The sequence below is a fragment of the Gaetbulibacter aquiaggeris genome, assembly GCF_044003965.1.
Classification (GTDB): domain Bacteria; phylum Bacteroidota; class Bacteroidia; order Flavobacteriales; family Flavobacteriaceae; genus Yeosuana; species Yeosuana aquiaggeris.
Genome location: NZ_JBAWKC010000001.1, coordinates 895,469 through 920,288, shown reverse-complemented (window position 1 = coordinate 920,288; position 24,820 = coordinate 895,469). Strand labels below are relative to the sequence as shown.

The 24,820-nt window shown below is 32.3% G+C and carries 22 protein-coding genes; 15 read left to right on the top strand and 7 right to left on the bottom strand.

Going from position 1 to position 24,820, the window contains the following annotated elements:
• Nucleotides 1–18: 18 nt before the first annotated feature.
• From V8G56_RS03825 to V8G56_RS03810, 4 genes are all read right to left on the bottom strand, one after another.
• Complete coding sequence (locus V8G56_RS03825) at nucleotides 19–3,096, bottom strand: SusC/RagA family TonB-linked outer membrane protein (protein ID WP_395437134.1); 3,078 nt, start codon at nucleotides 3,094–3,096, stop codon at nucleotides 19–21.
• A 157-nt stretch (nucleotides 3,097–3,253) separates the two neighbouring features.
• Nucleotides 3,254–4,915, bottom strand: a complete 1,662-nt coding sequence (locus V8G56_RS03820) for a coiled-coil domain-containing protein (RefSeq protein ID WP_395437133.1) — start codon at nucleotides 4,913–4,915, stop codon at nucleotides 3,254–3,256.
• A gap of 398 nt (nucleotides 4,916–5,313) precedes the next feature.
• Nucleotides 5,314–6,459 carry a helix-turn-helix transcriptional regulator gene (locus tag V8G56_RS03815; RefSeq protein ID WP_395437132.1) on the bottom strand — a complete coding sequence of 382 codons (1,146 nt, stop codon included), beginning with the start codon at nucleotides 6,457–6,459 and terminating at the stop codon, nucleotides 5,314–5,316.
• A gap of 593 nt (nucleotides 6,460–7,052) precedes the next feature.
• Entirely contained in the window at nucleotides 7,053–7,883 is an 831-nt protein-coding gene (locus V8G56_RS03810; RefSeq protein WP_395437131.1) for an endonuclease/exonuclease/phosphatase family protein, read from the bottom strand.
• A gap of 47 nt (nucleotides 7,884–7,930) precedes the next feature.
• Here V8G56_RS03810 and V8G56_RS03805 point away from each other — a divergent pair, with 47 nt between their 5' ends.
• From V8G56_RS03805 to V8G56_RS03765, 9 genes are all read left to right on the top strand, one after another.
• The gene (locus V8G56_RS03805; protein WP_395437130.1) at nucleotides 7,931–8,362 is read left to right on the top strand and encodes a hypothetical protein; all 432 of its coding nucleotides are present in this window, start codon (nucleotides 7,931–7,933) and stop codon (nucleotides 8,360–8,362) included.
• A gap of 89 nt (nucleotides 8,363–8,451) precedes the next feature.
• Nucleotides 8,452–8,787 (top strand): arsenosugar biosynthesis-associated peroxidase-like protein, encoded by a 336-nt coding sequence (locus V8G56_RS03800; protein ID WP_331633607.1) that lies wholly within the window; start codon nucleotides 8,452–8,454, stop codon nucleotides 8,785–8,787.
• A gap of 51 nt (nucleotides 8,788–8,838) precedes the next feature.
• Nucleotides 8,839–9,894, top strand: coding sequence for an arsenosugar biosynthesis radical SAM (seleno)protein ArsS (arsS, locus tag V8G56_RS03795; protein ID WP_395437129.1), 1,056 nt, complete (start codon nucleotides 8,839–8,841; stop codon nucleotides 9,892–9,894).
• Nucleotides 9,895–9,896: 2 nt separating this feature from the next.
• A complete protein-coding gene (locus tag V8G56_RS03790; RefSeq protein ID WP_395437128.1) occupies nucleotides 9,897–10,388 on the top strand; it encodes a rhodanese-like domain-containing protein in 492 nt (163 codons plus the stop codon).
• 1 nt (nucleotide 10,389) lies between these two features.
• The gene (locus V8G56_RS03785) at nucleotides 10,390–11,067 is read left to right on the top strand and encodes a TIGR04282 family arsenosugar biosynthesis glycosyltransferase (protein WP_395437127.1); all 678 of its coding nucleotides are present in this window, start codon (nucleotides 10,390–10,392) and stop codon (nucleotides 11,065–11,067) included.
• A complete protein-coding gene (locus tag V8G56_RS03780) occupies nucleotides 11,060–11,872 on the top strand; it encodes a purine-nucleoside phosphorylase (protein WP_395437126.1) in 813 nt (270 codons plus the stop codon). Before V8G56_RS03785 ends, V8G56_RS03780 begins: the two co-directional genes overlap by 8 nt.
• A gap of 2 nt (nucleotides 11,873–11,874) precedes the next feature.
• On the top strand, nucleotides 11,875–12,843 hold the full coding sequence (arsM, locus tag V8G56_RS03775) for an arsenosugar biosynthesis arsenite methyltransferase ArsM (RefSeq protein ID WP_395437125.1): 969 nt from the start codon (nucleotides 11,875–11,877) through the stop codon (nucleotides 12,841–12,843).
• A gap of 7 nt (nucleotides 12,844–12,850) precedes the next feature.
• The gene (locus tag V8G56_RS03770; protein ID WP_395437124.1) at nucleotides 12,851–13,555 is read left to right on the top strand and encodes a DUF547 domain-containing protein; all 705 of its coding nucleotides are present in this window, start codon (nucleotides 12,851–12,853) and stop codon (nucleotides 13,553–13,555) included.
• On the top strand, nucleotides 13,548–14,240 hold the full coding sequence (locus V8G56_RS03765) for a TIGR04283 family arsenosugar biosynthesis glycosyltransferase (protein WP_395437123.1): 693 nt from the start codon (nucleotides 13,548–13,550) through the stop codon (nucleotides 14,238–14,240). Before V8G56_RS03770 ends, V8G56_RS03765 begins: the two co-directional genes overlap by 8 nt.
• On the opposite strand, the gene V8G56_RS03760 is transcribed toward V8G56_RS03765, so the two are convergent.
• Nucleotides 14,237–15,244 (bottom strand): glycoside hydrolase family 113, encoded by a 1,008-nt coding sequence (locus V8G56_RS03760; protein WP_395437122.1) that lies wholly within the window; start codon nucleotides 15,242–15,244, stop codon nucleotides 14,237–14,239. The two genes, V8G56_RS03765 and V8G56_RS03760, sit on opposite strands and share 4 nt — an antisense overlap.
• 93 nt (nucleotides 15,245–15,337) lie before the next feature.
• On the opposite strand from V8G56_RS03760, the gene V8G56_RS03755 reads away from it, so the two are divergent.
• From V8G56_RS03755 to V8G56_RS03740, 4 genes are read left to right on the top strand one after another with little or no spacing between them, the layout of a single operon-like run.
• The gene (locus tag V8G56_RS03755) at nucleotides 15,338–16,636 is read left to right on the top strand and encodes an NAD(P)/FAD-dependent oxidoreductase (protein ID WP_395437121.1); all 1,299 of its coding nucleotides are present in this window, start codon (nucleotides 15,338–15,340) and stop codon (nucleotides 16,634–16,636) included.
• A 1-nt stretch (nucleotide 16,637) separates the two neighbouring features.
• Entirely contained in the window at nucleotides 16,638–18,233 is a 1,596-nt protein-coding gene (locus V8G56_RS03750) for a 4Fe-4S binding protein (protein WP_395437120.1), read from the top strand.
• Nucleotides 18,234–18,280: 47 nt separating this feature from the next.
• Nucleotides 18,281–18,973, top strand: coding sequence for a glycosyltransferase family 2 protein (locus V8G56_RS03745; RefSeq protein WP_395437119.1), 693 nt, complete (start codon nucleotides 18,281–18,283; stop codon nucleotides 18,971–18,973).
• Nucleotides 18,970–20,460, top strand: coding sequence for a cellulose synthase family protein (locus V8G56_RS03740; protein ID WP_395437118.1), 1,491 nt, complete (start codon nucleotides 18,970–18,972; stop codon nucleotides 20,458–20,460). The genes V8G56_RS03745 and V8G56_RS03740 overlap by 4 nt, the downstream gene beginning before the upstream one ends.
• A gap of 18 nt (nucleotides 20,461–20,478) precedes the next feature.
• Here V8G56_RS03740 and V8G56_RS03735 read toward each other — a convergent pair whose 3' ends face one another.
• A complete protein-coding gene (locus V8G56_RS03735) occupies nucleotides 20,479–21,705 on the bottom strand; it encodes a M20/M25/M40 family metallo-hydrolase (protein ID WP_395437117.1) in 1,227 nt (408 codons plus the stop codon).
• A 92-nt stretch (nucleotides 21,706–21,797) separates the two neighbouring features.
• Here V8G56_RS03735 and V8G56_RS03730 point away from each other — a divergent pair, with 92 nt between their 5' ends.
• Together V8G56_RS03730 and V8G56_RS03725 are read left to right on the top strand one after the other, a co-directional pair.
• Nucleotides 21,798–22,907, top strand: a complete 1,110-nt coding sequence (locus tag V8G56_RS03730) for a TolB family protein (RefSeq protein WP_395437116.1) — start codon at nucleotides 21,798–21,800, stop codon at nucleotides 22,905–22,907.
• Between the two features lie 164 nt (nucleotides 22,908–23,071).
• On the top strand, nucleotides 23,072–24,337 hold the full coding sequence (locus tag V8G56_RS03725; RefSeq protein WP_395437115.1) for a mannosyltransferase: 1,266 nt from the start codon (nucleotides 23,072–23,074) through the stop codon (nucleotides 24,335–24,337).
• Here V8G56_RS03725 and V8G56_RS03720 read toward each other — a convergent pair.
• Nucleotides 24,334–24,696, bottom strand: coding sequence for a hypothetical protein (locus V8G56_RS03720; protein WP_395437114.1), 363 nt, complete (start codon nucleotides 24,694–24,696; stop codon nucleotides 24,334–24,336). The two genes, V8G56_RS03725 and V8G56_RS03720, sit on opposite strands and share 4 nt — an antisense overlap.
• Nucleotides 24,697–24,820 lie beyond the last annotated feature (124 nt).

Here is a 24,820-nt window from a genome sequence, read left to right as displayed (position 1 = left end):
ACAAATATTTTTATTTTTCTATAGCTCTAATTTTAGTCCCATGGTCACCACCTTAACACCTGGAATGCTGTTATTGGTGGTTCCATTAATGGCTACTTCCGGATCGAATCCTTTAAACTTCGTAAATGTTAAAAGGTTCTCTGCCGAAATAAAGGCCTTTAAACTATTTAACCTTAATAAGCTACAAGTGCTTTCTGGAAATTGATAGGATATATTAATATTTTTCAATCTTAAATAAGACGCATCCTCGATAAATCTGGAAGACATTTGTTCTGATTGATCTGTATTGTTTTTAACATACCTGGGCACATTGGTGTATCTGTTATTTGGTGTCCAGGCATTGGTGGCATCAACAGCAAGGTTGCTTCCGGTTTGCGTACCATCATGCATATTTGCAGCATAATCACTATTATAAACTTTGCCCCCTAAACTATAGTACAGGTAAAAATTAAGGGATAGGTTTTTATAGCTTAAATCATAATTAAGGCCACCAAATATTTTAGGTAACGAATTCCCTAGTCGCTTTCTTTCAGCATCAGTATAATCACTGGTTACCTGTCTTCCTGTTCCTAATGGATCGTCAAAAGCAGAAACGGGTATTGTATTCTCTTCTTTATCATCAGAATCAGCATTTACAAACCACATGGGCATACCATTATCTGGATTTACTCCAGCCCACTCCCGCATATAAAATTGATAGATGCTACTTCCTTCTTCTAATAATTTAGTTCCGGATACAATTTTTTCTGTGGTTAACTGAGTAATTTTATTGGTATTGGTAGAAATATTCAGTCCTATTGAACTATAAAATTTTTCATTATCAATGATATTATATTTGAAAGAAGCTTCTATACCTGAATTTTTCATGGCTCCAAGGTTGGAAAGAATAGAGCCAATACCGGTACCAGCAGACAATGGTCTTGCGAATAATAATCCATCCGAATTACGGTTATAAAATTCGAAAGAGGCATCAAATTTTGAAAAAAGGTTTAAATCAAGGCCAATGTTGAAACTTTGTATTTTCTCCCAACTTAAATCTTCATTCGGTAATTGAATAGGTGTTAACCCGGGATATCCCCCATAATTGGCGCCACTTCCATAAAGACCTAAAGAGGCATAATTACCAATAGAATTATTACCAGATGTACCATAACTAGCCCTTAGTTTGGCCTTTTTAAGCCATGACCATTCTGGCATCCAGTTTTCTTTTGATAATTGCCATCCGGCACCTACAGAATAAAATACACCGTATTTATTATTTTTACCAAATCTGGAACTTCCATCAACACGTGCGCTTGTGGAGAGATAGTATCGATTATCAAAATCATATTTTATCTGTGATAAATAAGAGATCATATGCCATGAAGAAGTATAACTTCCAGGTTGTTCTGGCTTAGCACCCCATACTAAATCTGGCTTACCAGGGACAGAAAAATCTGTTACTTCTGCTGATAATACTGAATAATCTGATCCTAGTGCTTCTTGCCCAAGCAACACTTCAAAATTTGAATTATCATTGGAACGTGAATAGGTTAAAATATTTGAAATATTCCAGGTTAAAACATCCGATCTTGAAGCGGCACTGCGCCCGTTAACCCCAGCGCCATTACCATGGTCTGGATTATAATAATTTAAACCATCATCTATACTTGTGTCAATACCAGCTGTGGTGCGGAATTTAAATGCCGTAGAAATATCCACATTTAAATACGTATTTACTACTGCTCTTTTAGATTTATAGATATATTTATCTAAGGCCGCTAAACCTACTGGATTAAAATCAAAAACTGCTTTATTATCCCAGTCGTAATTTCCATCACCGTCATAAACTGGGGATGCCGCGTTAATGACTTCGGCTGATCTTACAGGGTTAGCGCCTTGAGACCCACCTGGTGGCGCATTGGTTTTTGAATAAGATAAATGAGAATTCATCCCTGCTTCTAAAAAGCTGTTTATTTTATGTGATACGTTAATTTTGTTTGTAACTCGAGAGAAGTTAGATGCTAAGGTTGTCCCTGAGTCCGTATAATATCCTAAAGACATAAACACTTTAGTAAGGTCTGAACCTCCTGAGACATTTAAATTGTATGTTTGAATGATGCCATTTTTGTAGATTTCGTCTCTCCAATCGGTATTGGTATGCACCAGTGTTCCCGGTATTAACTTACCATTATTATCTAACGGATTGGCAACCTCAAACGGGTTGTAACCTACAATCGCTTCTACATCATTTTGTGCGTAAGCCTGCGCTTCGCTAATTGTTTTTCCATCTAGTAGTGCTTCATTATAAAGGCCCATCCAGGACTGTTCGTAAAACTGTGTTGAATTCATTAAATCGTATCCTTTAGAAATTCTATCAGAAACACCTGCTTGGGCACTAAAACTAATTAAAGTGGACCCGGATTTTCCTTGTTTTGTAGTAATAAGGATAACACCATTGGCTGCTCGTGAACCATATAGTGATGATGCGGCCGCATCTTTTAAGATTGTTACACTGTCAATATCATTTGGATTGATATCTGAAATAGATCCCGACATCGGCACCCCGTCAAGTACAAATAAAGGAGCACTTCCTGCACTTAAAGATCCAATGCCCCTAATTCTTACTGTAGATCCTGCTCCTGGTTGGCCAGAACTACTTGACACCATAAGACCTGGTGTAGTCCCTTGAAGCGCCTTTTCAAACGAACTTACCGGCCTATCTTCAATAGTTTCACTATCAACAACCGATGCCGCTCCTGTATAGGCCTCTTTAGTTGACGTACCATAAGCCACAACAATAACGGATTCCAATTCTTCTAAATTTTCTTGTAATACAACATTAACTACTGTTCTGTTATTAATTGGCACTGTTAGTGTCTGCATCCCAACATAAGAAAATACAAGTTTTGCCTCTCCACTAGGAACAGACAATGTATAATAACCATCAATATTTGTTGTTGATCCCTGACTTGTTCCCTCTATAACAATTGTTACTCCGGGTAAGGGTAGTCCATTTTCATCATTCACATTACCTTCTACTGTCATAGATTGGGCAAAAGTGTAATTCACCCCCATCAGGCAGAATAAAATAAGGCAGCCTATTAGTCTGTTCATTCTTTCTTGGATTAATATAATTTTATTAGTGTTTTGGGATACTTAATAGTTAAGATTATACAAGTGCTATATTATTTTGTTAATTTCTCAGCACCCCCAAAATAGGAGGTGCCGCGAAATTGGTTGCTATTAATCTTTTCTTTTTAATAAGATGTAATTAGGGTGTACAAGGTGCAAGCAATTGATCAATGGCAGTATCTCTATCCTGCTCAGACCAATTTAATGTGAATACCGCTTTTCTTGTTCCATTCCAGTTGTCAAAAGCACCACTTTTTATCTTGGTAAAAATTGGCTCCATTGAACATAAACCTACGTTAGGATCATTAGGCATATAAACTGTAAGGTATGTTTGGTAATTTTTAAAATTGTTTAAAGCTCCAAAGGCATTAAACTCAGTAACTTCAGATACCGTTAATTCTAAAACAGAAACATCTGTTAAATTATCGAATCCTTCAAACTTAGAGGTATCGCCTCCTGGTTCAAATTCCCCAGTTACTTCATTGAATACGCCTGCGGTCTTTGCTATTGAGACATTTAAATTAAGAGCTTCTGTAAGAGCATTAAAACCAGTAAACCAGAATGTATTGGCATTAACATTTATACTTGCGTGTGAATAATCTCCCCATTGGCTGGCAGGATTTGCAGTATCTACCAAAGCATTAAAAATATTTACATTGTCTAAATTTCCATTTCCAGAAAATTCAATACTTGTTCCTCTAACTTCTGTAACATTATTGAAAGCCTCAACTGTTGTTAAATTTGAATTACTGGAGATATAAACATCACCGCCAATAAAAGTTAGAGCAGCAAATGAAGGCATTGTAGTTAAACCAGATCCTGGAGTGTTCCAATCATAATTTGAAACCATTCTTAATTTCCCCTCAATTCTTGAAAGACTTACCACATCAATACTTGATAAAAATTTATTGTATTCCATTATAAAATCGCCACCAATGGTAGCAGCATTTGAAGTGATTTTTGCAAGGTCTGAATATTCACAGATGAAATCTCCACCAATGCTACCTAAAGCTAGGTTTGCAACGGCTCCTAAATAATGTATACTCACATCATTATTTACATTGGCTGATGACAATTCTAATGTAGCTAAATCACCTGCAAGACTGTCAAAATCTCTGTCGTCATATTCATTGACGTAAATGTCATCAACCTGATCAAGTTTTGCAAAAGATAAAGTTGTAAAACCTAAGTTTCTCTCTGAGTTTAAACCACCAGAGATTAATACCAGGTTATTTGCCATAAGACTAGTAAGACCAGAATTATTCATGACTTCAAAATCTCCACCTACTGAAGATAATGTAGATAAGTCTATGGTAGCATCCTCACTTATGTTTGAAACAAGTAAATTTTCGCCAACGCTTTGCAAAGCAGTCATAGTAATGGTTGAGCCACCCATGATTTCAAGATTTTTGCCGATTAATTTTACATCAGCTAAAGCTTGAACATGCGCGTCACTTGATATGACTACTCTACCAGTAATAATAGTAGCACCCTGTGCAGTTAATAAGGCATAGTCTCCATCAGTGATGACATTTCCATAATAAACCGCATTTGCATTATTTTCAACTTCTTGTTGTAGCAATTCTAAATCACCCACTAACTCACTATTCAATAATGCTAAGTCTGCTTGTAAACTAGCAATGGCTGCTAATAAAGCTTCTTGTTGAGTTCGCTGAAGATCTTCTAATTTAGAGTTTAAATCATTTATTTGATTTTGTAACTCGTCAATGTCTCCCTGTACACAACTGTTAAGTAATAAAATACCTGCTAATAAAAAACAAGTAAAGATTCTAATTCTCATAATTTTAAAGTTTTGTTAATTAATTTTTTAAAGTTTTGTTAAAATTTGCTCTATGCGATGGCATAATTAATTATTTAAGAAACATTTAGAGTGTCCCTAAATAATTTTACGTGTCATTGCATGTATTGATACGAAGTATTTAATGAAACTTTTATTATATTAATTTGACTAACAAGTATTTAACTTATTTGTTATGAAATTAAAAAGGACGCTTCAAATAAAGCAACATGAATTTAATAAAGATGGTGTATGGTTTTTTTCGTTTTAAATCTGATTAAAACAACACTCTAAAAAGACAAATAAATACACCATTGGTATTCTGAGAAATAATTTTAAAAAAGTATTTAGGCTTGTAGGTGGTTTAATTATAAAAATAAAATTCAGAGAAAATCATTATTTTAGAGAGCGGATTCTTCTAAATTCTTAATATAATCGCTTGGGGTCTGATCTGTATATTTTTTAAATATTCTATTAAAGGTGGTTTTAGAATTAAATCCAGCTTTTTCAGCTAAATAACTTAAAGTATGTTCTCGATGAAATCCTTTAGAAATTAAAACCTTTGCTTCTTCTAGTCTGTATTCATTCATAACATCATAGAAACTCTTATTAAAATTTTTATTAAATACTTCTGATATTCTTTTGTAGGTGATGCCAGTGGACTCCACAAGATCCTGCATTTTAAGATCATTCTTTAAATATGGCTTTTGCTCAACAATAAATTGAGACAAAACTTTAAAATCCTGATTATTTTGATTAGTAATACTTTTAAGTCCAGAAGCCTTATTAATATGAACCAAGTTTATAATATCTTCAGATTCTGAAAACAGTTCTGGTCTTTTTATAGTGAATATGGCTAGAATTATAGTAAATAAACTTAAACCGGCATAAAACAATTTAAAAAGGTCTATAAATAAACGGATGCCCAATATATCTAAAACGGCTCCAGTTGTTCCAAAAACCCAAAGAATTACATTTACAAAAACAAAGGTTCTTAACCAATTAAGAGTAGATAATTGAAATTTAGAAAGATGCTTTTTGCGAAAATATTGAAATCTGTGTATAGTTCTCAAACAAAAAACAGTATAAATTACCCCTTGAATAATAATTATAACATTAAAAACAGTTTGAGAAACAGTGTACCACAAAGGAAATCCATCTTGAATCATTTTAAGCTTGGCATCGGCAGATTTAATGAAGAATGGCATAAAAACGAGCAAATAAAAAAGGGCAGGTAAAAAATGGAACAATTGAAGATGAGGTTTTTTTATATCTCTATATAAGTAATTCCTTAAATAAAGATACATCAAGGGGAAAAACATTAATGTAAAAAAGTCAAAGACGGCATAGACATGAATATGTTTTAAATAAAAATCAGTTGAATGAAGAATAAAAACAAAAACGGTGATAGTCCATGAAAATACCAAAGCCCCTAAAATTCTATTTGGAAAAAAATTCCCTGGGTAAAATATGAGATACATAGATAACAGAAAGGACAAAACCCCTCCCAAAAGTAAAATCAGTTCAAAATAACTTTCAATAATCATTCAGCGGTTTTTTGAATTAGCATAGATCATATTTCAATTCACACATTACGTTTTTAAACATAATTATTACCAATTAATATATTGATTAGCTTCATTTTGCAATAAAATTAGCATTTATTTTGATTCTGTGGTATTTATTACTTTTTTTTAAGATTATTGGTACAAAAAAACCTGTTATTGATTATTTTCAGGTGATTATAAGGAATAATACAAAAAGCTATTCTACACTCTAAACAGAGCTTTAAGCACCATGAGGAGCTGCAACTTATCAAAGAGAAATCAGTTTAGCATAACATCCCTTTGCCTTCTTCTAAAAAATGTAAATATAAAAGAAAGAATATGTCACAAAAATCATTTCTTTCAAAAGAGACAAACATTATTATTTTAAGCATTTTTATTATATTTTATTCTCAAAAAAACATTAAGAAACAATAAAACAATACTCTCCTACTCCACACTAGAACCTTAAACCCTTTAAAGAAATTTAGAGGGTTTTTTTATTCAAAATATTTAAATCGTCATAAAAATAGTTCGATATCACTCCTTTTGGCTCCACCAGAAAAACCCGAACAAATTGTTCGGGTTTTTTTATGCTATAATTTTAAATTTACTAGCACAGGCAAATGATCTGAAAGATACCTAGAATCTTTAGAATCAATTAAAACAGCATATTTTTCAACTTTAATTTCAGGACTTACAAATATAAAATCTATTCTTTCGGTTACTGGTTTATTAAAATTAAAACCGTTAAAAGTACCGGACGGACCAAATGGCTCTGATTTTGAAACAGTTTTTGAATCTTTTAAATACTTTGATATATATTGGATACTTTCATGGTTCTCTTGCATATTAAAATCTCCCATTAAAATTAAAGGATACCCTTCAGTATTTATTTCTTTGATTTTTTGAATAATTAAAACAGCGCTATTCTTTCTGGCCTCGACTCCTATATGATCAAAATGAGTATTAAATACATAAAATTGTTTTTGGTTATTTTTATTTTCAAATAAGGCATAGGTACAAACTCGATTACAAACAGCATCCCAACCCATTGAAACCTTTTCAGGGGTTTGAGACAGCCAAAATGTGCAGGTATTTAAAACCTTAAACTGATTACTCTTGTAAAATATGGCTGAATATTCACCTTGATTGTTTCCATCGTCCCTGCCAACCCCAACAAAACTGTAATCAATTAACAGACTATCTAAATCCTTCATTTGATTAGGCATGGCTTCCTGGACTCCAAAAATATCGGGCTCGTAAAATTGCAATTGCCTTACCATTAAAGGTTTACGATTTGTCCAACTATTTTTACCTTCTTTTGGGAAATCTAACTTAATATTATAGGTTAAAAACACCATGTTGTTTTGAGCATAAAATGCTATAAAAAAGAAAAAGAATACAACTATTAATTTTAATTTCATTTGTTATTAATATTTTTGAATCTTATTTAATTTGTTGATAAACAATTATGTCTGGAATTTACAAATATTTAATTTTAAATAAGCTAAAACTAATTATTCAATTTCATCAAAATGACTTGACTTTTGAAGGAATAAAAAAATTAAAACAATCCATTATAATTGACCCAAATTATGATGCCAGTTTTAATTATATCATTGACCTTAGATTAACTAATGTAAAATTGTCATTAAAGGAACTTCAATTATATGGAAACTGGGTTCAAGAAACACTCAATACTAATCATAAAAATCTGGCGCTGCTTACCTCAACCCCCAATCAAGTTTCAAACGCTTTATTATTTAAGTTAAATGACAATATAAAAAGTTTGTATTATGAGGTTTATAGCAGTATGGAAGGCGCTTTAGGTCATGTAAATGTTGATCTTTCCAATTTAGAATATATTGAAAATGAAATTAACAAGCTAAAAGTCTTAGGTTAACTTCTAACTTAATTAAAATTGTGTAAAGTCTATTTAAACCATTCAACTAATTAGATTAGATTCATATCTTTAAAGAAAATTCAAATTAAATGCAAAAAACATATTACGATCCGGCGGATTTAAAAAAATTCGGAAAAATTTCTGAATGGAATGAAGAATTAGGCAAAAAATTCTTTGATTACTACGGCAAAGTTTTTGAAGAAGGCGCCTTATCAGAACGAGAAAAATCATTAATTGCTTTAGCCGTTGCCCATACAATTCAATGCCCTTATTGTATTGACGCCTATACAGGCGATGGATTACAACGTGGAATTACAAAAGAAGAAATGATGGAAGCACTTCATGTTGCTGCCGCTATTAGAGGTGGAGCTTCTTTGGTTCACGGCGTACAAATGATGAATAAAGTTAATAAGCTTGAAATGTAAGTTTTATTATTTTAATCGTCTTATTAATTAAATCTCAATCCATTCTTTACATTGGTTACAAAATCATTACATAAACGCGAAAGCGAATTAGCAAATAGCAAAAGACAACTCGAAATATTATCAAATGGCATTTTTAGAAGTGGTGATTTACCAAAATTTGCTGACAAAATAGCTGAAACGAATCAGTTTCCTTTAAAAGCAAAAAAATTAGAAATACTTCAAATTAATGTTGGTTACATGTGCAATCAGGTATGTGAACATTGCCATGTGGATGCTGGTCCTGACAGAAAAGAAATCATGACCAAAGAAACCATGATAAAATGTTTGGAAGTCATCAAAAAAACAGGAGCCCATACCTTAGATTTAACCGGAGGCGCCCCAGAAATGAATCCAAATTTTAGATGGTTTGTTGATGAAGCCAGTAAAGTGGGCATTAAAGATTTTATAGTTCGATCAAACTTAACGATTATAAAATCCAACAAAAAATTTGCAGATTTACCTGAGTTTTTTAAATCTCATAACGTGCATGTAGTTTCTTCAATGCCGCATTGGACTAAAGGTAAAACAGATAAACAACGTGGAACAGGTGTTTTTGACCAATCCATAGAAGCATTAAAAGAATTAAATGCTATAGGCTATGGTATGCCAGGCAGTAACCTTCGATTAGATTTGGTTTACAATCCATCAGGAGCCTTTTTACCTGGAAATCAAACCTCTTTAGAGAAGGATTTTAAAAAGTCCTTGTTAGAAGATTTTAACATTCAATTTCATAATTTATTTGCTATAACTAACTTACCAATTAGTAGGTTTTTAGACTATTTAATCGCTTCAGATAATTATGAAGACTATATGTATTCATTGGTTGAGGCTTATAATCCAACAGCTGTTAAAAACGTCATGTGCACCAACACGCTTTCAGTAAGCTGGGATGGGTTTTTATATGATTGTGATTTTAACCAAATGCTTGAACTACCTGTTAACAGTAAGATAAAACACATTTCAGATTATAATGAGGAACTCCTTTTTAACAGAGATATAGTTATTTCTCAACACTGTTATGGTTGTACAGCAGGTGCCGGAAGTAGTTGTCAAGGAAGTGTCGCTTAATCATGAAAGTTTTTATATCAATTGCCCTTTGCTTTTTTACGTTCTATAGTAATGCTCAAGAATCACTTCCAGAATTGTTAAAGCATTATAACACCAAAAACATACCCTATATAACCGTTCAGGAATTGGCAATGCCAAAAACTAAAGCCTTTATATTAGACGCCAGGGAAAAAGGAGAATACAATACCAGTCATTTAAAAAATGCCATTTTTGTGGGATACAATAATTTTGAGTTAGATTCTGTTATTGCAAAAATTCCAAACAAAAATTCAGAAATAGTGGTGTATTGTTCAATAGGCATTCGCTCAGAAACCATAGCCTCCAAATTGAAAAAAGCTGGTTACACAAATGTTTTCAATCTTTACGGTGGCATTTTTGAATGGAAAAACAACAATTTCAGGGTTTATAATTTAGAAAATGCAGAAACAGAAAATGTACACGTCTATTCAAAAGAATGGGGTAACTGGTTAAAAAAAGGTAAAAAAGTGTTTTAAAATGGGGTTATTCAGCACAAAGGGTTCAGAATCTGATAATGAATTAGTAACTAATTTTTATTTTCCCACTTCAAAAAATGCGCTCATTATTTTTACCAGAAATCCAGAATTAGGAAAATGTAAAACCCGATTAGCAAAGGTTATTGGTGATGAAGCCGCTTTAGAAATTTACAAATACTTGTTAAACCATACTGCTGAAATTTCTAAAAATATTAAGGCAGACAAATTTGTGTTTTATTCTGATGACATTGCTAAAAATGACCTTTGGAACAAAGATATCTTTAGAAAAAAATTACAATACGGTACAGATTTAGGCACACGCATGGAAAATGCCTTTACAGAATTATTTCAATTGAATTATGAAAAGGTTATTATTATTGGAAGTGATTTATTGGATCTGAATACTAAACATGTGGATGATGCTTTTGAATTATTAGAGACCAATGAACTGGTCATAGGTCCGGCAAAAGATGGTGGTTATTACCTTTTAGGAATGAAAACACTACATTTAAACGTATTTAAAAACAAAGCTTGGGGAACTTCAACCGTATTTAAAGATACTATTAAAGATATTCAAAATAGTACCTATACCCTCATGGAAAAATTAAACGATATTGATACCTTTGAAGATATCGAACCGTATCAACAACTTAGAAAATTTTACAATACAAATGATTAAATATATTACAGAAACCACTGATTATTTGATATCAAAAGGTTTTCATAAACCTGAAATAGGTATAATACTAGGAACTGGATTGGGCCAGCTTATTCAAGAAATTGAAATCATTCATGAAGTGAGCTATAATCACATTCCTTATTTTCCAACAGCGACAGTTGAATTTCATAAAGGCAAACTGATTTATGGCAACTTAGAAGGTAAAAAAGTAGTGGTCATGCAAGGTCGTTTCCATTTTTATGAAGGCTATTCATTACAGGATGTTACTTATCCTGTTCGAATTATGGAGAAGTTGGGTATTCATACCCTGCTGGTATCCAATGCTGCTGGGGCCATTAATCTTAATTTTAAAAAAGGAGAATTAATGCTTATTGATGATCATATCAATCTTCAAGGTAATTCGCCACTAGCTTTTAAGGGCGTTGAGCATTTAGGTGAGCGCTTTACAGACATGAGTGCTCCTTATGATTTTGACATCAATTCAAAATTCGAAGAGATCGCCAAAGCCAATAATATTACTTTACATAAAGGGGTCTATGCCAGTGTTATTGGGCCGCAACTTGAAACACGAGCCGAATACAAAATGCTGAAAATTATTGGTGCCGACGCTGTTGGAATGAGCACCGTTCCAGAAATTATTGTAGCAAATCATTTAAAAATAAAAGCAGCAGCTGTTTCTGTTTTAACAGATGAATGCGATCCAAATCAATTAAAACCCATTAACATCAATGAAATTTTAGCCATGGCAGGAAAAGCAGAGCCCAACATGATTACCCTATTTAAAGAATTGATTAAGACCCTATAATTATGAGTTATTTAGAAACCACACATAATGTTTATAAAGAAGCAGCACTAACTCCTGATATTGGATTATGCTGCACCACGAATCCTATATGGGAATTACCAGGTTTAAAAATACCTAAAATCATGCAGGAAATGAATTATGGTTGTGGTAGCACGGTACATGCGCGCGATTTAACCAATAACCCTAAAATACTTTATGTTGGTGTTGGTGGTGGTATGGAATTATTGCAATTTGCCTATTTCAACCGTCAAAAAGGAGGGGTTGTAGGTATTGATGTGGTTGACGAAATGTTAGAAGCATCACGTAAAAATTTTATGGAGGCCGAAGCACAAAATGACTGGTTTAAAAGTGAATTTGTAGACCTGAAAAAAGGAGATGCTATGAACTTGCCAGTAGAAGATAATAGCATTGATGTAACAGCTCAGAATTGCTTGTTTAATATTTTTAAAGCAGACGATTTAAAAAAAGCCATAGCTGAAATGTACCGTGTTTTAAAACCTCACGGACGTTTAGTGATGAGTGACCCAACTTGTGAACAACCCATGAATGACGAGTTGCGCAATGACGACAGATTACGGGCTTTATGCTTAAGTGGTAGTTTGCCTATTTCAGAATATGTAAAAGCTTTAACAGATGCTGGTTTTGGAACCATTGAAATTAGAGCCAGAAAACCCTACCGTATACTTGACTCAAAACATTACCCAACAGAAGAATTAATTTATATTGAATCTATTGAAGTAGCAGCGATTAAAGACCCCATGCCCTTAGATGGCCCCTGTATTTTCACAGGAAAGGCTGCTATTTATTATGGTTCAGATGATTATTTTGATGATAAAAAAGGACATGTCTTAATTCAAAATCAGCCCTTAGCTGTTTGTGATAAAACAGCCGGTGCTTTAGCCAGTTTAAAACGAAATGATATTTTTATAAGTGAATCTACCTATCATTATGATGGTGGTGGGTGTTGTTAACCAAAAAATGATCTCAAAATTTTATAGTTTTATTTTTTGTTTCTTTCTGCTCTTAAATGTTCAAGCGCAAAAGAATGACTTTTCTTTATGGAATAATTTTCTAAAAAAACATGTTTCAAAAGAAGGTAAAGTAAATTATGAGGGCATAAAAAATAACCCAGACAATCTTAATTTCGTTTTACAAAGCTTAACAAAAATAATTCCAGACGAAAACTGGTCAAAAAACGAAAAATTAGCCTTTTGGATTAATACCTATAATGCTTTTACAATCAAACTAATTATGGATAACTATCCTGTAAAAAGCATCAAAGACATACAAAGACCATGGGATAAAATATTTATTAAAATTGGCTCAAATACCATGTCATTAAATAACCTAGAACATGATATTCTCAGAAAAATGGATGAGCCACGGATTCATTTCGCCATTGTTTGTGCCTCAATTTCTTGTCCCAAATTACAGAATGAAGCCTTTTCATCTTCTAAAATAGAGTCGCAATTAACAAATGCTACTAAAGAGTTTTTATCAGACACCTCCAAAAATTTTATTAGCCCAAATAGTCTTGAACTCTCAAAAATATTTCAATGGTTTTCAAAAGATTTTAAACACAAGGGCTCTTTAATAAATTTCTTAAATAAATACTCTGACATCGAGATTTCAGAGCATGCTAAAATCAAATTTAAGGATTACAACTGGAATTTAAATGACTAAGATTTCAATCATAATTCCTATTCTTAATGAAGCAAAAACCATCAATTCCTTGCTTAATTATCTTATTGAATCTTCATTAAAAGAAAATATTGCTGAAATAATTGTGGTTGATGGTGGTAGTTCGGATAACTCTATTGAAGTTGTCTCTGAATTTAAAAGCATTCTTTTAATTAAATCTGAAAAAGGCAGAGCCAAACAAATGAATGTCGGAGCAAAAAAAGCTATAGGTTCCGTTTTATATTTTTTACATGCAGACTCCATTCCGCCTAAACACTTTGATCAATTAATAATTAATCAAGTTGAAAACGGCAAACATTCCGGTTGTTTTAAAATGCAGTTTGACAGTAAACATTACTGGTTAAAACTTATGGGGTGGTTTACTCAATTTTCCTGGCCAATTTGTCGTGGTGGAGACCAAAGCCTTTTCATAACAAAAACATTGTTTCATAAGGTTGGTGGTTACAATGAAAGCTATATTATTTATGAAGACAATATTCTGGTTAAAAAACTTTGCCAGCTAAAAGAATTTAAGGTCATTCAAAAAAATATCATTACTTCCGCTAGACTGTATAAAAAACATGGCGTCTGGAAATTACAATATCATTTTTTTGTGATACACCTAAAACATAGGCTTGGTGCTTCCGCAAAAACATTACACAATTATTATTTGAATAATATTAGTTAATTATTAGAATAAATCTCCTTAATAATAAACTCAACAGGTTTATTTTGGGGTGTAAACTGGTTGTCTTCTTTTCCCCCAGATTTATCATGATTGTGAAACCACTTCCATATAAAACCTCCGGCAACCCAATTTTCATTCCAAAAAGCATCAAAAAATGCTTTTGTTGCATTGGTCTGAGCTTTCAAATTTACTTCATCCAAGTAACCATCAGAACGCCATGGTTGTTTTGCATTAAAATCAACACTTCTGTATCCAAACTCTGTAAATAAAACTGGTTTTTTTAACTTGCTATAAAACGCTTTCATTTCATTTTTCCAAGGCTGTAATCCGGTTTTACAATCTTCAACCGAGGGAGTTTTTAAATCACTAATAGGAAAATATCCGTCTATACCAATATAATCAAGGTTGCTCCAAAAAGGAGTTTTAAGATATTCATTCCAATTAGCAGCATAAGTAAGTTTTCCATGATATACCTGCTTCACTTGTGAAATTAACTTTTTCCAATAATTTGGACGTTTATCTATAAAATTCTCTAATTCTGTACCAATACAAAATATTTCAACATCAGTTTCCTCGGCCAATTTCGCATAATCCATAATAAACTTGGTATAAGAATCTTCTAAAAATTTCCAATCTTCTTCTGTCGTCATACTAATTTGTCCAGTAAACTCTCCTCGCCATACCCAAATTTGAGGTTTCATCATTACATGAACACCTTCCTCCTTTAATTCTAGTATATATTGTTTAACTCCAGTCTTAGTTTCACCAAACCACTGCCTATTAGAATTATATTGAATTTCAGGATGTGATAAATTTTTAATAAAACCAAAGGGCATGACAGAGGCATAATTAGCGTGTATTTTTAAAATCGGATCAATATTTTTTTTACTTATTGAATCTCTTGAAGCCACAAAACTCACGCCGTTTATTTTAGTTGGATTAATACTTGTCATGGCACAGCTGCCTAACAAAAACAATAAACAAAATGCATAAATTAGCCTCATAAGCATTAATTTTTTTCTAAATTTAAGGAAACAAATGAAAACTTAAATAGGTTTTAACAATTCATACGACTAAGCATCTAATTAAATCATTTTATGGAACACGTTGTTATTATTGGAAATGGAATTTCAGGCATCACAGCCGCCAGACATATTCGAAAACTTTCTGATAAACGCATTACCATTATTTCTGCTGAAAGTGATTATTTTTTTTCAAGAACAGCACTCATGTATGTATATATGGGACACATGAAGTTTGAGCATACGCAACCTTATGAAAATTGGTTTTGGAAAAAAAATAATATTGAATTGGTAAAAGGTTATGTGAAAACCATAGATACTGAAATCAAAACACTTTTTTTTGAATCTGGAAATTCCCTAAAATTTGATAAACTTATCATCGCCACAGGGAGCAAACCCAATAAATTTGGTTGGCCCGGGCAAGACTTAAAAGGGGTGTTAGGCATGTACCATAAACAAGATTTAGAACGTCTGGAGCAACTTGCTCCTAACAACAAAGTCTGCAAGCATGCTGTCATTATTGGAGGAGGCCTGATTGGTATTGAACTGGCTGAAATGCTACATTCCAGAAATATTCCTGTTACTTTTTTGGTCAGAGAACCCAGTTTTTGGAATGGTGTTTTACCAAAAGGAGAAAGCGACATGATTAACAGACATATTATAAGTCATCATATTGATTTGCGCTTATCCTCAAATTTAAAACAGATCATTTCAGACGAAAATGGGCATGTAAAATCTATTGTAATAGAAGAAACTGGTGAAGAAATCGCGTGTAATTTAGTTGGTTTAACCGCAGGTGTATCGCCAAATATAGAATTTTTAAAATCTACAAAAATAGAAGTTAATAAAGGTGTTTTAGTTAATAGACATCTCGAAACAAACATTCCAAATATTTATGCTATTGGGGATTGTGCAGAACAACGAGAACCCATTGGAAACAGAAGACCAGTTGAAGCTGTTTGGTATACTGGCCGGATGATGGGAGAAGTGATTGCACAAACTATTTGTGGAAATAAAATGTCATACAATCCCGGTCACTGGTTTAACTCGGCTAAATTTTTTGATATTGAATATCAAACTTATGGATGGGTTTTTTCAAAACCTAAAGAAGGCCATACACATTTTCATTGGCAACAGGCAGATAACACCAAATGCATAACCATTGAATACAACACCAAAACCAATGAATTTTTAGGAATCAATACTTTTGGAATAAGAATGCGTCATGAGACTTTTAATACATGGCTTAATGAAAAACGAGATATTGATTATGTTATCAATCATTTAAGTGAGGCAAATTTTGACCCCGAATTGCACAAATGTTATGAAAATGACGTTTTAATTACTTATAAAAATCAAATACAAAAAGCATAAGATGAGCCATAAATTTCAAGAAAGTATGTCTTTAGCCAAACCTGATGCTAACGATTTATCTCTAAAGCAGAAAATCTCTGTTTTCATTGGAGTTACCGGCCTTTTTATTTTGATTTTATCTCTTTTTAATATTGACTTCCCTTCTAAAAGTCTGTTTTTGTCACTCGCTTTAGGAGGTATCACTTTAGGCGTTACATTGTTCTCAAATGACATTTATTTGACCAAATCAAAAGGCATTAAAAATGATGGTGTTTGGTTTAAATCTATCTCATCAAAAGGATTTTTAGGTTGGGTTACAGGTGTGACCTTGACACTGTTTTATATTGTGCTTTACTTTTACCCATATCTGTTAGGATTAGGACAAAAAGGAGAAGCCAATACTGGAATGATCGCTCTCTTTGATCCGTTAAGTAAGTTATTAAATGGTCATCAAGCAAGCCAATGGTTTGTTTATGGTACACTCTATACCGTTGGCATTTTAGTGTTTGGATATAAATTTATGTTGAAATATAGACATAACAAATACCAACAATTAAGAACAGGTTCTGTCATGTTTTTTCAGTTGGCTTTTGCCTTTTTAATTCCAGAATTCATGTCAAGGTTAAATTCAGAAACATTTAGCCTTCCCTATTATGATTTGAAAAGCATTTGGCCTTTAAACTATTACAACTTTGAGAAATATAGAATTGACGAATTTATTAATGCCGGTAATATTGGACTTGCACTTCTTATTTTCGGGATTATTTCTATATTCATCATTACCCCTGTTTTAACCTATAAATATGGGAAACGCTGGTATTGTTCATGGGTTTGTGGCTGTGGTGCCTTGGCTGAAACCGTTGGTGACCCATTTAGACAATTAAGTGACAAACGGCAAGTAGCCTGGAAAATTGAACGCTGGGTAATTCACAGTGTTCTGGTATTTGTTATACTCATGACTACTGCGGTGATTTATTCCTATTTAGAAAAAGACACATCTAAATATTGGTTAACAAAAGAGGTGTTTTTAGCTTTAGTTGGAGGCTTGTTATCTCTGGTTTTTGCTTTAACTATGATATTTAAAAGACAAGAACTTGGGAAAGATGCACGCTATGGAGCCATTGGTTATTTTGTCATTATAATAACCCTTATTGGTATTCACTTTCTTGACCCTCAATCAAAACTATTTTTATTCAAGGCTGAAACTTTAAGAACCGCCTATGGTTTTATAATCGGTTCTATTTTTTCAGGGGTTATTGGAACTGGGTTCTACCCTGTTTTTGGGAGTAGAGTTTGGTGCCGTTTTGGTTGTCCTATGGCAGCCATTTTAGGTTTTCAACAACGTCTATTCTCAAAATTTAGAATCACCACCAATGGAGGCCAATGCATTTCATGTGGAAATTGTTCCACCTATTGTGAAATGGGAATAGATGTCAGATCTTACGCCCAAAAGGGAGAAAACATAGTGCGCTCTAGTTGTGTGGGTTGTGGAATTTGCAGCGCTGTTTGTCCAAGAGGTGTTTTAAAATTAGAAAACGGAAACCTGCATGGTCGAGTCAATCCGAATGAAATATTATTAGGAAATGACGTTAATTTAATCGATTTATTAAAACATTAACAAATTCATAAATTATTGTACTTTTGCAGCACGAAAGTTAATACTTTATGCCCAATATAAAAGTGATCATTCCTGCTTATAATGAGGAAAATTCAATAGCGCAAGTTATTAATGATATACCCAAAATTGTTAATGAAGTTATAGTTGTCAACAATAACTCGAACGACAATACTGCTAAAAATGCAACAAATGCTGGTGCTACTGTATTAACTGAATTAAATAAGGGTTATGGTTATGCCTGTTTAAAAGGAATGGATTATATTTCTAACCAAAATTCAAAACCAGATATCATAGTGTTTTTAGATGGTGATTACAGTGATTACCCTGAGGAACTTATAAAGCTTATAAATCCAATTATAAACGACAATATTGATTTGGTTATTGGAGCAAGAAACAAAAACTTAAGAGCACCTGATTCCATGACACCACAACAAGTTTTTGGTAATTGGCTTGCTACTTTATTAATGAAATTTATTTTCCGGGCTCGTTTTACAGATTTAGGACCTTTTCGAGCTATAAAATATGAAAAGTTACTAGCTTTGCATATGCAAGACAAAACATATGGCTGGACTGTTGAAATGCAACTGAATGCTTTAAAACAAAAATTGACATATGTAGAAATCCCTGTTAAATATAGACAAAGAATTGGGGTCTCAAAAGTGTCAGGAACGATAAAAGGTAGTATCTTTGCAGGCCTCGCAATTTTAGGTTGGATTTTTAAATACAGTATTAAAAAATGATTTTTGTTACTTTAATTATAGTGATTTACACTATCTCATTATTACTTATTTTCATGTATGCTCTTGCACAGCTTAACTTGTTATTTAATTATTTATCCTCAAAAAAGAAAATTGACACCTCCGAAGAATTCGATTTTTCAAATCCGGAAGAAATACCTTTTGTAACTATTCAATTGCCTGTTTATAATGAAATGTATGTGATGGACCGTTTATTGGACAACATTGCTCTAATAGATTATCCTAAAGATAAATTAGAAATTCAGGTCTTAGATGATTCAACTGATGAAACAGTAAAAACAACTTTTGATCATATTGAAAAACTAAAACAAACCGGATTAGATATTAAACAAATAACCAGAGTTGACAGAACCGGTTTTAAAGCGGGAGCACTTAAGGAAGGTTTAAAAATTGCCAAAGGAGAATTTATTGCGATATTTGATTCTGATTTTCTTCCTCAAGCAGATTGGTTAAAACGCACCATTCCTTACTTCAAAGACGAAAAAATTGGTGTTGTTCAAACACGTTGGGGGCATATTAACCGAAATTATTCTATTCTTACTAAAATACAAGCTTTCGCCTTAGATGCTCATTTTACATTAGAACAAGTTGGCAGAAACAGTAAAGGTCATTTTATTAATTTTAATGGAACCGCTGGTGTTTGGAGAAAGTCCTGCATAATTGATGCTGGGAACTGGGAAGGCGACACCCTAACGGAAGATCTGGATTTAAGTTATAGGGCACAACTCAAAAACTGGAAGTTTAAATATCTAGAGGATGTTGAAACACCTGCTGAACTTCCTATAATTATAAGTGCCGCAAGATCTCAACAATTTAGATGGAATAAAGGTGGAGCTGAAAATTTCAAAAAAATGTTATGGCGTGTTTTAAAGAGTCACAACATTTCAGCCAAAACAAAAATTCATGGGATTTTACATTTACTTAACAGCACGATGTTTTTGAATGTATTAATTGTTGCCGTTTTAAGTATTCCAATGCTTTACATTAAAAATGAGTACGCCCATTTGAAACCATACTTTTATGTGATGAGTTTTTTTGTAATTAGTACCATCATATTTTTTATCTGCTATTGGATTATGTACAAAAATATTTATGGAAGCGGTATTAAAAACTTCATTAAATACATAGGAATGTTTTTTACTTTTTTCTCAATTGCTATGGGCTTTTCATTACATAATTCCATTGCCGTTCTAGAAGGCCATTTCGGTAAAAAAAGTGAATTTATTAGAACCCCAAAATTTAACATTAGCACTTTAAAAGAAAGCTGGAAAGGCAACAAATACATTAAAAAAGGCATATCAATACACGTCATATTTGAAGGCCTTTTAATGCTGTATTTTGCCTTTGGTATGTATAGCGCCTTTATTGTAGGTAACCAAGGTGGTGACTTCGGTTTATTCCCTTTTCACCTCATGTTATTCATTGGTTTTGGTTATGTGTTTTTAAATTCAATAACATCAAAAGCATAAATTAACTATATTTCTTATTTAAAAAGTCACATCTAACACTAGAATCTCTCCTTTTCTGTCGATAGTTACTTTGGTAATACTCCCTTTTTCAAACTTGCCAAGAGATTTCATGTAACTCATCATATCTTCAATATCATTATCACCCATTTTAATAACGATATCACCCTTTTGCATGCCTGCCTTTTGTGCAGGCTTATCCTCACTAACACCGTCAATTCTCATTCCCTTACCGTCAAATAAATAATCAGGTACCACCCCTAATGTTACTTTAAATGCCGGTACTTCTTGACTTTCATTCTTAGTTTTCCTGAAAGCTATTTTCCCATCGTCATTTAATTCTGTTATAATTGATAATATAAACTGAGTAATCGTATCCATTCCATCATAATTCAACTTATCAGCATCATCAGAAGGTTTGTGGTAGTCTTCATGTTGCCCAGTAAAAAAATGAAGTACAGGAATGTCCATAAGATAAAACGAGGTATGATCACTCGGCCCCACACCAGATTCATGTTCTGCAATATGTAATTCCCCTTTATTAGCAAACAGGACTTGCTTAAAAATTGGAGAGGTTCCCACACCATGAACAGCTATAGCATTCTCATTGTTTAAACGACCAACCATATCCATATTAAGCATATAATCCACTTTTTTCAAATCAATAGTTGGATTTTTAACATAATAATTAGATCCTAATAAGCCCATTTCTTCTCCTGAAAATGCAATGAATAAGTAATTATTATTGGTATTTACACCTTTAAGACTTTTAATTAAATGCAACATGGCGGCAACGCCACTGGCATTATCATCTGCGCCATTATGAATTTCAGGATTTTCTCCTCTATATAAAGTGCCTTCTATTCCCATTCCTAAATGATCATAGTGTGCCCCGACAACAATAATATTTTCCGCATGATTATCTAAATAACCAACCACATTAGTACCTGTTATCGTGCTGTCTTCAGATTTACTGACGTAATCTACATTTCCATGCGGATCACTTTTATCTTTAAATGAAAATTCTTGGAAATATCCATTTGTTCCTTTTGGTACTAATCCCAGATTTTTAAATCTATCTGCAATATAATCAGCTGCCATCACTTCATAAGTAGTCCCTGTCTGTCTTCCTTGAAGACTATCAGATGCTAATATCAAGACATCTTCCTTCATTGACACATCAACTGGTTGAACTTTTTTACATGAAATAAATAGGGCTATTAAAAAAAGAAGATACATTGGTTTCATAAGTACAATATTTAATATAAATGATAAAAAAATTGATTATCTATTAACACAATAAACTAGAATGTTTATTTTTATATAAAAATAGTTTAAAAATGAAATTCATCATAATTATATCAGGTTTATTATGTTTTCTTTCTTGTAAAAATGATAAGACCACCCAAACGAATACAGAAACATCAGAGACATCAAGTATTGAAGTTAAAAAGGATTCATTGATTTTTTCTGAAGAGAAACACTTTAAATCTATTAAACAAATCACATTTGGCGGCGATAATGCCGAAGCCTATTGGAGTTTTGATGATAAGCAATTGGTTTTTCAATCCAACAATAAAACTTGGGGCCTTAATTGCGACCAGATGTTTATAATGAACAATGGAGAAAACTTTAAAGATTCTAAACCAAAAATGATTAGTACTGGTAAAGGAAGAACTACATGTGCCTATTTTCTGCCCGACAACAAACATTTTGTTTATGCCTCGACCCATTTAGTAGATGAAAACTGCCCTGAAGTTCCTTTGAGAAAAAATGGGAAATATGTTTGGCCGGTTTATGACTCCTTCGATATTTTTGTGGCTGACCTTGATGGCAATATTACAGAGCAACTTACCAATGAACCTGGTTATGACGCTGAAGCCACTGTTTCTCCAAAAGGTGATAAAATAGTATTTACCTCAACCAGAAGTGGTGATTTAGAGCTTTATACCATGAATATTGACGGAAGTAATGTGAAACAAATCACTAATGAATTAGGATATGATGGCGGTGCTTTCTTTTCTCCTGACGGAACAAAATTAATTTTCCGTTCTTCCAGACCAAAAACAGAAGAAGCTATCAAAGCTTATAAAGAGCTTTTAGCGAATGGTCTGGTTGAACCAACAGAAATGGAGTTATATATATGCAATGCAGATGGAAGTGACATTCGTCAATTAACTAATTTAGGCAATGCCAACTGGAGTCCGTTTTTCCATCCATCAGGTAAAAAAATATTATTTTCTTCAAATTTTGAAGCAGAAAGAGGGTTTCCATTTAACCTATATATGATTGATCTTGATGGAAAAAATTTAGAACGTGTTACACATAGCGAAACCTTTGACGCTTTTCCTGTTTTTTCAAACGACGGCAAATATTTAGCCTTTTCATCCAATAGACACAATGGTGGCGGAAGAGATACGAATCTATTTATTGCTGAATGGGTAGATTAGACTAACTTTTATTAAATAAACTTCTTGAACTTTTGTTTTTAAAACGATACAAACCTTCACTCATATTTGTTTTATTAACTGTTCTTTTTTATTTAAGTTTTGCTTATGATTTAAACCGAAATGACTACATAAAACTCATTTCTTTATATGCAGCATTGTTTTTTATGTTTTATAAATTCATAAAATTAAATGCACAAAATTTCACATTTTTAGCAGTATTAGCATTTAGTTTCAGATTCCTTTTTTTGTTTTCTATCCCCAATTTATCTCAAGATTTTTATAGGTTCATTTGGGATGGCCGAATGATTCTTGAAGGATTTAACCCGTATTTATATACCCCAGAATCATTTATTATAAATGGCGTTTCTCCGGTTTACCAAGCACAAGAATTATATAATGGCATGGGTATTTTAAATGCAAGCCATTTCACTAATTACCCACCACTTAACCAACTTTGTTTTGTTATTGCTGGTTTATTTGCCGGAAAAAGCATTTTGGGTTCAACTATAGTGTTAAGATTAATAATTATTGCAGCAGATTTTGGAACCCTTTATTTTGGAAAAAAATTATTAGAAAAATTAAATATACCTGTCAATGCTATATTTTGGTATTTACTCAATCCCTTTATTATCATTGAACTTACGGGTAATTTACATTTTGAAAGTGTTATGATTTTCTTTTTAATATGGAGCTTATATCTATTTCAAGTTGGTAAGTGGCGTTATGCCGCTTTCGCATTGGCCTGTTCAATTTCAATTAAACTTATTCCATTAATATTTTTACCTCTATTTTTTAATTGGTTTTTTAAAACAAATATCATCACTCATAATTGGAGATCTCATTTTTTTGAATTGAAAAGCCTCTTTATCTTTTATAGTATTATCCTTTTAATAAGTATAGTTTTATTTATTCCATTTTACAATTTAGACTTTCTAATTAATTATGCTCAAACTGTTGCATTATGGTTTCAAGATTTTGAATTTAATGCAAGCATTTATTATATAGCCAGATTCATAGGATACTTATTGACAGGCTATAATGAAATAAGTATTATAGGAAAAGCTATTCCTTTGATAATTATATTTTTTGTTTTTTATGCTTCATTTTTTAGAAATAATAAATCACTTAAGGCCTTAATTACTAACATGCTCATCGTTCTATCTTTTTATTATTTTATGAGTACTACCGTTCATCCATGGTATATAGCAACACTTTTAATATTATCTATATTCTCAAATTACAAATTCCCCTTAGTTTGGAGTTTTACAGCTATATTGAGCTACTTGGCATATGCTAATTCAAACAACGCAGAAAACCTCTGGATTATTGGTTTGGAATATACAATAGTATATGGATTTCTTATATGGGAAGTGTTTACAAAAAAGGCTACCAAATTGGTAGCCTTAAATTCTAAACCAGAAAAGTCTTAAATTTTTTCAAGTTTTGTAATGGTATTTACAATATTTTCATCTTCATAACCATCAGCATCCTTTGTTACAATTATTTCTGTTTTATAGGTGATTTTAAACTTAGTTCCTATTAAAACATCTGATTTCAAATCAAATTCATTTGAAACCGCTTCAATAACTTTTTGAAAAGTTAAAGTGTATTCTTCATCATCACTGTGTTTTGCAATGAAATTGTAACCATAATCTTCATGGCCATCAAATGTAGCTTCAACAGTAATGGTGTCTTGAGTAACTAAAATAATTGGATTCGTTTTTAATGTTGTGAATGAAAAAAGAGGGGCAATAAAAAAGACAGTGATTAAAAAATAAATTGTTTTCATAAGTTTATATTATTTGATTTACGAGTACCGACATTTGATAATCTTTATATAAAAAAATTATACTATCAAATACTAAGTAAAAAGTTAATTGAAATGATATGTTGTTTTCAGAAATTTGCCACCT